11 protein-coding genes are annotated in these 12,899 nt (G+C 73.9%); 9 read left to right on the top strand and 2 right to left on the bottom strand.

Going from position 1 to position 12,899, the window contains the following annotated elements:
* The first annotated feature begins 181 nt into the window (after positions 1-181).
* Together ACFV1L_RS15985 and ACFV1L_RS15990 are read left to right on the top strand one after the other, a co-directional pair.
* Complete coding sequence (locus ACFV1L_RS15985) at positions 182-913, top strand: response regulator transcription factor (protein WP_380366271.1); 732 nt, start codon at positions 182-184, stop codon at positions 911-913.
* 6 nt (positions 914-919) lie between these two features.
* Complete coding sequence (locus ACFV1L_RS15990) at positions 920-2,353, top strand: sensor histidine kinase (RefSeq protein ID WP_380366273.1); 1,434 nt, start codon at positions 920-922, stop codon at positions 2,351-2,353.
* A 40-nt stretch (positions 2,354-2,393) separates the two neighbouring features.
* On the opposite strand, the gene ACFV1L_RS15995 is transcribed toward ACFV1L_RS15990, so the two are convergent.
* Complete coding sequence (locus ACFV1L_RS15995; protein ID WP_380366274.1) at positions 2,394-3,431, bottom strand: TAXI family TRAP transporter solute-binding subunit; 1,038 nt, start codon at positions 3,429-3,431, stop codon at positions 2,394-2,396.
* Between the two features lie 74 nt (positions 3,432-3,505).
* Here ACFV1L_RS15995 and miaB point away from each other — a divergent pair, with 74 nt between their 5' ends.
* Both miaB and ACFV1L_RS16005 read left to right on the top strand, forming a co-directional pair.
* Positions 3,506-4,987: a tRNA (N6-isopentenyl adenosine(37)-C2)-methylthiotransferase MiaB gene (gene miaB, locus ACFV1L_RS16000; protein ID WP_380366276.1), complete on the top strand. Its 1,482-nt coding sequence runs from the start codon at positions 3,506-3,508 to the stop codon at positions 4,985-4,987.
* Positions 4,988-5,154: 167 nt separating this feature from the next.
* Positions 5,155-5,847, top strand: a complete 693-nt coding sequence (locus ACFV1L_RS16005) for a hypothetical protein (protein WP_380366278.1) — start codon at positions 5,155-5,157, stop codon at positions 5,845-5,847.
* Between the two features lie 30 nt (positions 5,848-5,877).
* On the opposite strand, the gene ACFV1L_RS16010 is transcribed toward ACFV1L_RS16005, so the two are convergent.
* Positions 5,878-6,099: an antitoxin gene (locus tag ACFV1L_RS16010; RefSeq protein WP_035866759.1), complete on the bottom strand. Its 222-nt coding sequence runs from the start codon at positions 6,097-6,099 to the stop codon at positions 5,878-5,880.
* A 109-nt stretch (positions 6,100-6,208) separates the two neighbouring features.
* On the opposite strand from ACFV1L_RS16010, the gene miaA reads away from it, so the two are divergent.
* The 5 genes from miaA to hflX all read left to right on the top strand — a co-directional run bounded on the left by miaA (position 6,209) and on the right by hflX (position 12,856).
* Entirely contained in the window at positions 6,209-7,177 is a 969-nt protein-coding gene (gene miaA, locus ACFV1L_RS16015; protein ID WP_380366280.1) for a tRNA (adenosine(37)-N6)-dimethylallyltransferase MiaA, read from the top strand.
* A 298-nt stretch (positions 7,178-7,475) separates the two neighbouring features.
* Positions 7,476-7,916: a hypothetical protein gene (locus ACFV1L_RS16020; protein WP_244305428.1), complete on the top strand. Its 441-nt coding sequence runs from the start codon at positions 7,476-7,478 to the stop codon at positions 7,914-7,916.
* Positions 7,917-7,963: 47 nt separating this feature from the next.
* Positions 7,964-8,824 (top strand): diaminopimelate epimerase, encoded by an 861-nt coding sequence (gene dapF, locus ACFV1L_RS16025; RefSeq protein ID WP_380366393.1) that lies wholly within the window; start codon positions 7,964-7,966, stop codon positions 8,822-8,824.
* A gap of 176 nt (positions 8,825-9,000) precedes the next feature.
* Positions 9,001-11,355, top strand: coding sequence for a RelA/SpoT family protein (locus ACFV1L_RS16030; RefSeq protein WP_380366282.1), 2,355 nt, complete (start codon positions 9,001-9,003; stop codon positions 11,353-11,355).
* 1 nt (position 11,356) lies between these two features.
* The gene (hflX, locus tag ACFV1L_RS16035) at positions 11,357-12,856 is read left to right on the top strand and encodes a GTPase HflX (RefSeq protein WP_380366284.1); all 1,500 of its coding nucleotides are present in this window, start codon (positions 11,357-11,359) and stop codon (positions 12,854-12,856) included.
* Positions 12,857-12,899 lie beyond the last annotated feature (43 nt).

Raw genomic sequence — 12,899 nt, forward strand, 5'->3', positions numbered from 1 at the left:
CCGGGTAGCGAATACCGGAGCGGTAACGGACCGGCCGATGCGGTTGACCTGGAGGCGCCCGATGGGAGTGGATGCCAGGATGGCCCGGTTCCGCTCGGACCGTGCCATGCCGACCACCCGCCGGCGGCGACCGCGCCGCCGGCCCCGCCGCACCACCACGAACCCGCAGGAAGGAGCCCCGATGCGCCTGCTTCTGGTCGAGGACGACGACCGCGTCGCCGCCGCCCTGGTCGCGGTGCTCGGCCGGCACGGCTTCCAGGTCCGGCACGCCCGCAGCGGCCACGAAGCCCTGGACGCGCTCGTCCCGGACGGCAGCGACCCCTACCGGGTGGTGCTGCTCGACCTCGGACTGCCCGACCGCGACGGCTTCGAGGTGTGCAGCCGGATCCGGGCCGGCAGCGGCGTCCCGGTCATCATGGTGACCGCCCGCGCCGACATCCGCTCCCGCATCCACGGCCTCAACCTCGGCGCCGACGACTACGTGGTCAAGCCGTACGACATGGGCGAACTCCTCGCCCGCATCCACGCGGTGGCCCGCCGCGGCACCCCCAGGACCGCCGACGAGCACGGCCCCGAGCCGGACGGCCCGCTGGCCTCCCGCGGCGTCGAGATCGACCGCGAACGCCGCCGGGTCAGCGTCCACGGCCGCGACGTGCCGCTCACCCGCAAGGAGTTCGACCTGCTGGCGCTGCTCGCCCAGAGCCCCGGCGTGGTCTACCGCCGCGAACAGATCTTCAGCGAGGTCTGGCGCTCCGGCTGGGAGGGCAACGGCCGCACCCTGGAGGTCCACATCGGCTCGCTGCGCACCAAGCTCGGCCTGCCCGGCCTGGTCGAGGCGGTCCGCGGCGTCGGCTACCGGCTCATCCCCGACCAGCCCGGCAAACCCTCCGCCGACGACGCCGCGGAGCGCTGACCACCCGTGCGCAACCGCCTGCTCGGCATCCTGATCGCCCTGATGGCCTGCGTCCTCGCCGCCCTCGGGGTGCCGCTGGCCTACCTGACGGCCGCCTCCGAGCAGTCCAAGGTCGTCGTCGACCGGATCGACGACGCCGCCCGCTTCGCCCAGGACCTGCCCACCCAGGGCCGCGCCAGCGCCACCGCCGCCGTCAAGGGCGACCCGCAGCCGGGCCCCGGCGACACCGGCCGGCTGCACGCCCTGACCAGCGAAGCCGCCCGCTACCACGAGCTGTACGGCGCCCGGATCGGCGTCTTCGAACGCGACGGGAGCTCCGTCGCCGCCGCCCCCGACGGCTGGCACGCCCCCGCCGACGGACCCGGCGCCGAGGCCTACCGGGAGGCGCTGGCCGGCCGGCGCAGCCACAACCCGCCGCAGGTCTGGCCGTGGACCTCCGACCGCACGCTCGCCGTCGCCCTGCCCGTGGTCCGCGACGGCGACGTGGTCGCCGTGGTGCTCACCGAATCGCCCACCGGCCCGCTGCGGGCCCGCATCCTGCACCGCTGGATGGTGCTGGCCGGCGGCGAGGCACTCGCCATGATCGTGGCCATCCTGCTCGCCGTCCGCCTCACCGGCTGGGTGCTGCGCCCGGTCCGCACCCTGGACCGCGCCACCCACGACATCGCCACCGGCCGGCTCAACGCCCGGGTCGCCCCCAGCGGCGGACCGCCCGAACTGCGCCGCCTGGCCCGCTCGTTCAACGACATGGCCGACCACGTGGTGCTCGCCATCGACCAGCAGCGGGCGTTCGTCGCCGACGCCTCCCACCAGCTGCGCAACCCGCTGGCCGCGCTGCTGCTGCGGGTCGAACTGATCGGCCTGGCACTCCCCGAGGGCAGCGAGGACGAGATCGCCGCCGTCCGCGAGGAGGGCGCCCGGCTCGCCCGGGTCCTGGACGACCTGCTCGGGCTCGCCACCGCCGAAGGCTCCCGGCCCGAACCCGAACCCGTCGACCTGGCCGAGCTGGTCCGCACCCGGACCGAGGCCTGGCAGCCGCTCGCCGACCGCCGGCAGGTCCGACTCCACTGGCAGGGGCCGCCGCTGGCGCACGCCTGGGCCGACCCGATCGGCTTCGGCAGCGCCCTCGACGCCGTCCTCGACAACGCCCTCAAGTTCTCCCCGGCCGGCACCACGGTCCGGGTCGGCCTCACCATCACCCGGGACGAGGTCACCGCCAGCGTCACCGACGCCGGACCCGGCCTCACCGAGGAGGAACTCGCCCGCATCGGGGACCGGTTCTGGCGCTCCTCGCGCCACCAGAACGTCGACGGCTCCGGCCTCGGACTCTCCATCGCCCGCACCCTGCTGCTGGCCGGCGGCGGCAGCCTCGGCTTCGCCCCCGCCGAACCGAACGGGCTGAGCGTGCTGCTCACCGTGCCCCGCCGCAAGCGCGGCTGACCCGCCCTCGGGGCGGTCCTGCGCGGCCGACGGACGGACGTCAGGGCTTCACGGACATGTAGTAGCGCTTCGCGCCGTCGTGCAGCGGCAGCGGATCCGTGTACACCGCCGTGCGCAGGTCCACCAACTGCGCCGCGTGCACCTCGCCGCCGATCCGGTCCCGGCTGTCGATCACCACCCGGGTCACCGCCTCCACCAGCGCCGGGTCCACGTCCGCCCGGGTCACCAGCAGGTTCGGCACCGCGACCGTCGGCACCGGCGTCCGCAACGGCTCCACCAGCGGGTACGCGTCCGCCGGGATGGTCGCCGCCCGGTACGCGTCCATCCCGCCGCCCTCCAACTGGTGCAGCCGGTCCGACAGGTCGCCCATCGGGACGATCCGGATCCGGGTGTGCTCCGCCAGGTCGGTCAGCGCCGCCGTCGGCAGGCCGCCCGACCAGAAGAACGCGTCCAGCTTCTTGGCGTGCAACTGGTCCGCGGCGTCGCCCACCCCCAGCATCGACGACCGCACGTCCTTGTCCGGATCCAGGCCCGCCGCCTCCAGCAGCCGCCGGGTCACCAGGTTCACCCCCGACTTCGGCTGTCCCACTCCCACCCGCAGCCCGCGCAGGTCCGACACCTGCCGCACCGGCGAGTCCGCCGGCACCACCAGCTGCATGTAGTCGTCGTACAGCCGGGCGATCGCCCGCAGCTGCGGCTTCTGCGGACTCTGGAAGCTCGCCACCGCGTCCGCCGTCGCGATCGCGAAGTCGTCCCGGCCCGACACCACCCGCTCCAGGTTGTCCAGGGAGCCCTCGGAGTTGTCCAGCCGGACCTTCACCCCCGGCATCGCCGCGCCCATCGACTCCCTCAGCAGCACCCCGTAGCGGTCGTACACGCCGCGCGGGACCCCCGTCGCGAACGCCGCCTCCCCGCGCAGCCCCGACCCGGCCCGCGCCGAGGACGCCCACCAGCCGCCCGCACCCCCCGCCACCAGCAGCAGCACCGCCGCCACCCGCACCAGCGGACTGCGCACCGCGGCACGCAGCACGGCGCGCAGCCGGGTGCCGGCGCGGGGCGGGTCGGTCGAAACAGCCATGGCAGGGATACTGCCAGCCCAACCCGCCCGGCGGGAGGCCCCTTCCGGTGCCCGTACCCTTGTGCCCTGTGGGTATGGAGGAGAGCTTGCGAACTTACAAGGTCGTCACGTACGGCTGCCAGATGAACGTCCACGACTCCGAGCGCCTGTCCGGGCTGCTGGAGGAGGCCGGCTACACCAAGGCCGCCGGCGACGGCGACCCCGACCTGGTGGTCTTCAACACCTGCGCGGTCCGCGAGAACGCCGACAACAAGCTGTACGGCAACCTCGGCCGGCTCGCCCCCGCCAAGCAGGCGAACAGCGCCATGCAGATCGCCGTCGGCGGCTGCCTCGCCCAGAAGGACCGCGAGACCATCGTCCGCAAGGCCCCCTGGGTCGACGTCGTCTTCGGCACCCACAACATCGGCCACCTGCCCGCCCTGCTGGAGCGCGCCGCGATCGAGCGGACCGCGCAGGTCGAGATCCTCGACTCGCTGGAGACCTTCCCCTCCACGCTGCCCACCCGGCGGGAGTCCGCCTACGCGGCCTGGGTCGCCATCTCCGTCGGCTGCAACAACACCTGCACCTTCTGCATCGTCCCCGCCCTGCGCGGCAAGGAGGAGGACCGCCGGCCCGGCGACATCCTCGCCGAGGTCGAGGCCCTGGTCGCCGAGGGCGTCGTCGAGGTCACCCTGCTCGGCCAGAACGTCAACGCGTACGGCTCCGACCTCGGCGACCGCGAGGCCTTCGGCAAGCTGCTGCGCGCCTGCGGCGAGATCGACGGCCTGGAGCGGGTCCGCTTCACCTCGCCGCACCCGCGCGACTTCACCGACGACGTGATCGCCGCGATGGCCGAGACGCCGAACGTGATGCACCAGCTGCACATGCCGCTGCAGTCCGGCTCCGACACCGTGCTGCGCGCGATGCGACGCTCCTACCGGCAGGAACGCTTCCTCGGCATCATCGAGAAGGTGCGCGCCGCGATGCCGGACGCCGCCATCTCCACCGACATCATCGTCGGCTTCCCCGGCGAGACCGACGAGGACTTCGAGCAGACCCTGCACGTCGTCCGGGAGGCGCGGTTCGCCAACGCGTTCACCTTCCAGTACTCCAAGCGGCCCGGGACGCCCGCCGCCGAGATGGAGAACCAGATCCCCAAGGCCGTGGTGCAGGAGCGCTACGACCGGCTGATCGCCCTCCAGGAGGAGATCTCCTGGGAGGAGAACAAGAAGCAGGTCGGCCGGAAGCTGGAGATCCTCGTCGCCGAGGGCGAAGGCAAGAAGGACGACCGCACCGACCGGCTCTCCGGGCGCGCGCCCGACAACCGGCTGGTGCACTTCACCCGCCCCGAGGGGGGCGTGCGCCCCGGCGACATGGTGACCGTCGAGATCACCTACGCCGCCCCGCACCACCTCCTCGCGGAGGGCCCCGCACTCGGCGTGCGCCGCACCCGCGCGGGCGACGCGTGGGAGAAGCGGCAGGCCGCACCCGCGACGAAGCCGGCCGGCGTGATGCTCGGCCTGCCGTCGATCGGCGTGCCGGCTCCGCTGCCGGCTGCGCCGGGCGGCTGCGGCTGAACAACCTGGGGGCGCGAGGAACTGCGCGAAGCGGAAGGACCCAACCGCAAGATCGCGACGCAGGACAATGACCTGCACGGTTTCGCGACCTTGCGGTCGCGCAGTTCCCCGTGCCCCTGTTTTCGCGTCCGCCTGCTCTCGGAACCAAACCCCGTAGAGTGATCCGCATGCTTGTTGCCGCCGCCGTGTGCCCGTGTCCGCCGTTGCTCGTGCCCGAGGTCGCGGTGGGGGCCGCGGGGGAGGCGGAGGAGCTGCGGACGGCGTGCCTGGACGCGGTGCGGGGGCTCGCGGACGCGGATCTCGTCGTGGTCGTGGGCACCGGCGACCGGGCCGGGGTGTGGACCGAGGGCGGGGCGGGGTCGTTCCGCCGGTACGGGGTGCCGAAGGCGGTGAAGCTGCCGCTGGGCGGGGTGGACGGCCCGGAGCTGTCGCCGGCGTTGACGGTCGGGGCGTGGCTGCTGGAGGAGGCGGGCGTCCGGGTGCCGACGCACGCCGTCGCGGTCCGGCCGGACACGGCGGTGGACCGGCTGCTGGGCCTGGGCCGGGGATTGGCCGAACTCGCCGACCGGGTGGGCCTGTTGGTGATGGGCGACGGCAGTGCGCGGCGCTCGGTGAAGGCCCCGGGGTACCTGGACGAGCGCGCCGAGGGCCACGACCGGGCGGTGGCGGCGGCGCTGGCGGCGGCCGACGCGCGGGCGCTGGCCGCGCTGGACGCGGACCTCTCGGCGGAGCTGCTTGCGGACGGCCGGGCCCCGTGGCAGGTGCTGGCGGGCGCGGCGGACGGCGTGCGTCTCGGTGGCGAGCTGCGGTACGAGGACGCCCCGTACGGCGTCGGCTACCTGGTGGCCTCCTGGCGCTGAGCGGGCCAGCAGGCCACCGCGGGCCGGGGGTCAGTCGTCCTTCGGCTTCGCCGCGAAGTCGTCGCGGGCGTGCTTGGCGGCGGAGGCGCCCTTCTCGATCTTCTCGCTGTACTTGTGCTTGGTGGCCTTGTCGATGGTCTCGCCGGCCTTGTCCACCATGTTGTCGATCTTGTCGCCGTGCTTGCCGGCCAGTTCGCTGGCCTTGTCCTTCAGTTCCTCGGCCTTGCCCTTGAGGTTGTCCATCAGGCCCATGGGGTGCATTCCTCGCTTTTCGTGTCAGATCCACACCAGACATAGCGGATCCTCCCCGGTCAACGAGGCCGCGACACGGGACGTGCCCGGGTTTTGGGAGACTGGTGGGGTGAGCGGTTCCTCCTCTTCTTCTCCTGTACGTCCGCACCGGGTGGTGTCGGTGGTCGGTTCGACGGCGGCCGGCAAGTCCGACCTGGCGGTGGCGATCGCCCGTGAGCTCGGCGGGGAGGTGGTGAACACCGACTCGATGCAGCTGTACAAGGGCATGGACATCGGCACCGCCAAGCTGACCGAGTCCGAGCGCGGCGGCATCCCGCACCACCTGATGGACGTGTGGGAGGTGACCGAGGCCGCCTCGGTCGCCGAGTACCAGCGCCTCGCCCGGGCCGAGATGGACCGGCTGCTGGCGGCCGGCCGGGTGCCGGTGCTGGTCGGCGGTTCGGGGCTGTACGTGCGGGCGGCGATCGACGAGATGGAGTTCCCCGGCACGGACCCCGAGGTGCGGGCCCGGCTGGAGGGGGAGCTGGAGCGGGTCGGGCCGGGCGCCCTGCACCGTCGGCTGGCCGAGCTGGACCCGGCGGCCGCGGAGGCGATCCTGACCAGCAACGGGCGGCGGATCGTCCGGGCGCTGGAGGTGATCGAGATCACCGGGCAGCCGTTCACCGCGAACCTGCCGACCCGGCGCGCGGTGTACGAGGCGGTGCACATAGGCGTCCAGGTGCCGAGGCCCGAGCTGGACCGGCGGATCGAGCTGCGGGTGGACCGGATGTGGGAGGCCGGGCTGCTGGACGAGGTGCGGGCGCTGGAGCGGGTCGGCCTGCGCGAGGGGCTGACCGCGAGCCGGGCGCTGGGCTACCAGCAGGTGCTGGCGTTCTTCGCCGGCGAGTGCACCGAGGACGAGGCGCGGGAGGAGACCGTGCGGGCCACCCGGCGGTTCGCGCGACGGCAGGAGTCGTGGTTCCGGCGGGACGAGCGGATCCACTGGCTGGACCGTCCGGAGGGCGCCGATCCGGTTGAACTGCTGGGCCGCGCAATGGAACTGATCAATCGCCCGGAACGTCCCGGCGACACCGGCTGACCGGCGGTTTTCGGCTGTCCGGGGGCGCGATCCGGCCAGCCGCCCGGGCAGCTGCACCGGCAGACGCAGGTGCAGGAGGTACCGGCGGTCACGGCAGGATCACGTCCTGGCATCGGATCACCCGATCACCCCGTGGGACGCCCTGTCCGGGTCTTGGCACGTGCCATCATCGGTAGCACCGAGGCCCGGCACGCGGGCCGGCCTCACCGCCCGCGAGCCCCGGAGCTCGTGTCGAGCCGTCAGGGGAGGCCGCGTGTCAACGGGTACCGGCCCCGAAACCGATGAGCTGCCGGGCGACGTGTCCGACGGTTCCGAGACGCTGCCCGAACTGGCCGTTCCCACCACCTCGTACGCGGTGGCGCTGCCCGCGATCGACGACCTGGCCGCCGCGCCGGGCGTGGTGCACGAGCGGGACATCCGGCCGCGCCGCCGGCTGCGCTGGTGGCAGATCCTGCCGATCGCCGGCTCGGTGATGTTCGGCGCGCTGATGTTCGCCTTCCCGCTGGCCTTCGGCAGCGAGGGCGCCACCGCGATGATCGGGATGCTGGGCCTGCTGATCACCGCCGCCTCGGTCGGCTGGGGCGCGATGGCCGCCCGCCGGGCCGGGTACAAGTGGCCGGGCGTGCCCCGTCGGGGCAGCTCCGAGCGGGCCGGCTGGAAGGCCATCGTGGTCTACACCCTGCTGGTCGCCGTCGCCGTGGCGCTGGCCGTCTGGCGGGTCGACCACCTGCGCGGATAGGCCCCCGCCGGCCCGTTACCATCGGCGGTGTGAGCGAGCGCAGCGGTATGAGCGGAACGGCCTTCCTCAAGGGGCACGGCACCCAGAACGACTTCGTGATCGTCCCCGACCCGGACGGCGCGCTGGAGCTGTCGGCGGCCGCCGTCGCCGAACTGTGCGACCGGCGGGCCGGGATCGGCGCGGACGGCGTGCTGCGGGTGGTGCGGTCGGCGGCCGATCCGGACGCGGCGGCGATGGCCGGGCAGGCCGAGTGGTTCATGGACTACCGCAACGCGGACGGCTCGATCGCCGAGATGTGCGGCAACGGGGTGCGGGTGTTCGCCCGCTACCTGGTGCACGCCGGCTACGCGAAGCCGGGCGAGCTGGCGGTCGCCACCCGGGCCGGCGTGAAGACGGTGCGGATCGCGGCGGACGCCGCCGACGGCACCCCGGGCGAGATCACCGTGGACATGGGCCGCGCCGTGCTGCCCGGCCCGGACGACGTCACCGTCACCGTCGACGGCCGCAGCTGGCCCGCGCTGAACGTCAACATGGGCAACCCGCACGCGGTCGCGTTCGTGGCGGACCTGGCGCACGCCGGGAACCTCTACGACGCGCCGGTCACCGCGCCCGCCGGCGTGTACCCGCAGGGCGTGAACGTGGAGTTCGTGGTGGACCGCGGCGAGCGGCACGTGGCGATGCGGGTGCACGAGCGCGGCTCCGGCGAGACCCGCTCCTGCGGGACGGGCGCCTGCGCGGTCGCGGTGGCCGCGATCCGCCGGGCCGGGCTGGACCCGGCGGCCACCGGACGGGCCGTCAGCTGGACGGTGGACCTGCCCGGCGGGCGGCTGGTGATCGAGGAGTTCCCCGACGGCCGGATCGAGATGACCGGGCCCGCCGTGATCGTCGCCGAGGGCGTGCTGAGGTAACGGCAGGTCAGGCCGACGGGCCGTCAGCTCCCGCTTCCCAGGCCGCAGTCCGGCTAATCCCCCCGTTCGGGTGACAGGGGTGGCAGACCGGAAGCGGGGGCTCGCCGAACGTGCTGTGCTCGGTAGCATGGACCACCGGGTCGGCCGTCGCTCCGGTGTTGCTGCCGGAGGTGCAGATGACCATCCGCTCCGAGTTGGCGGGCTCGCCGTCCAAGCAGCAGGCGAGCCGCTTCAGCCGCGCCGCGCTCGGCCGGGCCGGCCGGGCGGCGCTGCTCGCCACCGGGCGGACGCCCGTCCCCGACGCCATCGAACCGATCGTGCAGGCCCACCGGGTGCACCACCCGCAGGCCGACCTGGCGCTGCTGGCCCGTGCCTACCGGGTCGCCGAGGAGAGCCACCGCGGGCAGACCCGAAAGAGCGGCGAGCCGTACATCACGCACCCGCTCGCGGTCACCATGATCCTCGCCCAGCTCGGCGCGGACACCACCACGCTGGTCGCCTCGCTGCTCCACGACACCGTCGAGGACACCGAAGTGACGCTCGATCAGGTCGCCGAGGACTTCGGGCCCGAGATCGCGTACCTGGTCGACGGCGTCACCAAGCTGGAGAAGGTCGACTTCGGCGCGGCGGCCGAGCCCGAGACCTTCCGCAAGATGCTGGTCGCCACCGGTGACGACGTCCGGGTGATGGTGATCAAGCTCGCCGACCGGCTGCACAACATGCGCACCATCCGGCACATGAAGCCGGCCAGCCAGGTGCGGATCGCCAAGGTCACCCGGGACGTGCTGATCCCGCTCGCCGAACGGCTCGGCATCCAGGTGGTGAAGGCGGAGCTGGAGGACATCGTGTTCGCCACCCTGCACCCCGACGAGTACGCGTACACCGACGCCGTCGCCACCGCCCGGGCCGCCGCCGAGGACGGCGTGCTCGCCCCCTTCGCGGCGGAACTCGGCCGCCAGCTCGCCGAGGCCGGGATCGCCTCCGTCGTCACCGTCCGACCCCGGCACCTGGTCTCGCTGCACCGGGTGATGATCAAGCGCGGGGCCGGCCCGGACGGCACCGGGCTGCGGCCCGCCGACCTCGGCCGGCTGCTGGTGGTGGTCGAGGAGAACGCCGACTGCTACGCCGTGCTCGGCGAACTGCACACCTGCTGGACGCCGCTGCCCGGCGAGTTCAAGGACTTCGTGGCCGCCCCGAAGTTCAACCTGTACCAGTCGCTGCACACCGCCGTGGCGCTGCCCGGCGGCGAGGTGGTCGAGGTCCTGGTCCGCACCCGGCGGATGCACGAGGTCGCCGAGACCGGCGTGGTCGCGCTCGGCGACCCGCGCACCGACCGGCAGGGCACCGCCGACGACCCCGAGGACCGCACCGACCCGGCCCGGCCCGGCTGGCTGGCCCGGCTGCTGGAGTGGCAGCAGGACACCCCCGACCCGGACGCCTTCTGGTCCGCGCTCACCGCCGACCTGCGCGACGACCGGGAGATCACCGCCGTCACCGAGGACGGCGCCACCCTGCACCTGCCCGCCGGGGCCAGCTGCCTGGACGCCGCCTACCTGATCGGCGAGGAGACCGGCCACCGATGCATCGGCGCCCGGATCAACGGCCGGCTCACCGCGCTCTCCACCGAACTGCGCGACGGCGACGTGCTCGGCCTGCTCACCGCCCCCGCCGACGACGAGGACAGCGGCCCCGACCCGGAGTGGCTGGAGTACCTCCGCACCCCGGCCGCCCGGCTCGCCGTGGAGCGCCGGCTGGCCGTCCGGCCCGCGCCCGCGCCGGCCGCCGCACAACCCCCCGCGCCCGGTGCCCCGGTGCCCGCCGCGCCGCCCGCACCACCCGCCGCCGCACCCGCGGACGTGCCCGAACTGCCCGGTGCCGCCGTCCGGTTGGCCCGCTGCTGCACCCCCGTGCCGCCCGACGGGGTGACCGGCATCGTGCTGCGCGGCGGGGCCGTCGCCGTGCACCGGGCGGGCTGTCCGACCGGCACCCGGATGCTGGGCGGCGGCCGCCGGCCGGTCGCGGTCCGCTGGCTGCCCGGCGGCGCCCCGCAGTGGGGCTACCGGGCGACGCTGCGCGCCGAGGCGCTGAACCGGCCCCGGCTGCTGGCCGACCTGACCGCCGCGATCTCCGGCGAGGGCGTGTCGATCCACTCCGCCGAGGTCGAGCCCCCCCGCCAGCTGCGGGTGCGGCACAGCTACACCCTGGAACTCGCCGACGCCACCGTGCTGCCCGCGGTGATGCGGGCGATGCTCCGGGTCTCCGGCGTGTACGACGTGTACCGGCCGGGCGGGCCCGAGGAGGCGCCGGGCCGGGCCGGGGCGGCGGCCGCGGCCCCGGAGGCGGGGGAGGAGCCGGCCGGGCCGTCACCGGATCCGGAGCCGGCGGCGGCGGTGCCCGGGCCGGTGTCCGGGGCCGGCGCGGCGGCTGGTAAAAGGGATGACTCGGGCACAGCGGGCGTGCGACCATCGTGGGGAATTCACGGCGGCTCCGCCGTGTTGTCCGAGAGCACGACCCGATCTATCCAAGGATGAAATGACCTCCACGTTCGACAGCCGCACCCGATCGAGCGAGTCGGCGAGCCGGCTCACCGACCTCAAGGCGGAAGCCCTGATGGACGAGGACCTCGCGGCGTTCGACGAGGGCCTCGGCAACTACGACGGAGAGCAGTACGACCGCTCCGAGCGCGCCGCGCTCCGACGCGTGGCCGGCCTCTCCACCGAACTGCAGGACGTCACCGAAGTCGAGTACCGCCAGCTCCGGCTGGAGCGCGTGGTGCTCGTCGGCGTGTGGACGGACGGCACGCTGGAGGAGGCGGAGAACTCGATGGCCGAGCTCGCCGCCCTCGCCGAGACGGCCGGCTCCGAAGTCCTGGACGGCGTGATCCAGCGCCGTGACAAGCCCGACGCGGCCACCTACATCGGCTCCGGCAAGGCCCAGGAGCTGCGCGACCTGGTCGCCTCCTCCGGCGCCGACACCGTGGTCTGCGACGGTGAGCTGACGCCCGGTCAGTTGATCCACCTGGAAGACGTGGTGAAGGTCAAGGTCGTCGACCGCACCGCGCTGATCCTGGACATCTTCGCCCAGCACGCCAAGTCCCGGGAGGGCAAGGCGCAGGTCTCGCTCGCGCAGATGCAGTACATGCTGCCGCGCCTGCGCGGCTGGGGTCAGTCGCTGTCCCGGCAGATGGGTGGCGGTGGCTCCGGCACCTCGGGCGGCGGCATGGCCACCCGCGGTCCCGGTGAGACCAAGATCGAGACCGACCGCCGGCGGATCCGCGAGAAGATGGCGAAGCTCCGCAAGGAGATCGCCGACATGAAGAAGGGCCGCGACACCAAGCGGCAGGAGCGGCGGCGCCACCAGGTGCCCTCGGTGGCGATCGCCGGGTACACCAACGCCGGCAAGTCCTCGCTGCTCAACCGGCTCACCGGCGCCGGCGTCCTGGTGGAGAACGCGCTGTTCGCCACCCTGGACCCGACGGTCCGCCGGGCGCAGACCCCGAGCGGCCGGCTCTACACGCTGGCCGACACGGTCGGCTTCGTCCGGCACCTGCCGCACCACCTGGTCGAGGCGTTCCGCTCCACCATGGAGGAGGTCGCCGAGGCCGACCTCATCCTGCACGTGGTGGACGGCTCCCACCCGGAGCCGGAGACGCAGCTCGCCGCGGTGCGCGAGGTGATCGTCTCGGTCGAGGCGCAGAACGTGCCCGAGATCGTGGTGATCAACAAGGCGGACGCCGCCGACCCGGCGGTCCTGCAGCGCCTGCTGCGCCGCGAGCCGCACGCCATCGTGGTGTCGGCCCGCAGCGGCCAGGGCATCGACGAGCTCCTCGCCCTGATCGACGAGGAACTGCCGCGCCCCGCCGTGGAGATCCGGGCCCTGGTGCCCTACACCCGCGGCGACCTGGTCTCCCGGGTGCACGCGGAGGGCGAGCTGATCGCCGCTGAGCACACCGCCGAGGGCACGCTGCTGCACGCCAAGGTCGCGGCGGTGCTGGCCGGAGAGCTGGAGCGGTACGCGGTCGTCACCGCGTAGCCGGACCCGTGGAACGCCGAACGGCCCGAGGAAGGAACCCCTT

Source organism: Kitasatospora sp. NPDC059646 (assembly GCF_042734615.1).
GTDB lineage: Bacteria > Actinomycetota > Actinomycetes > Streptomycetales > Streptomycetaceae > Kitasatospora.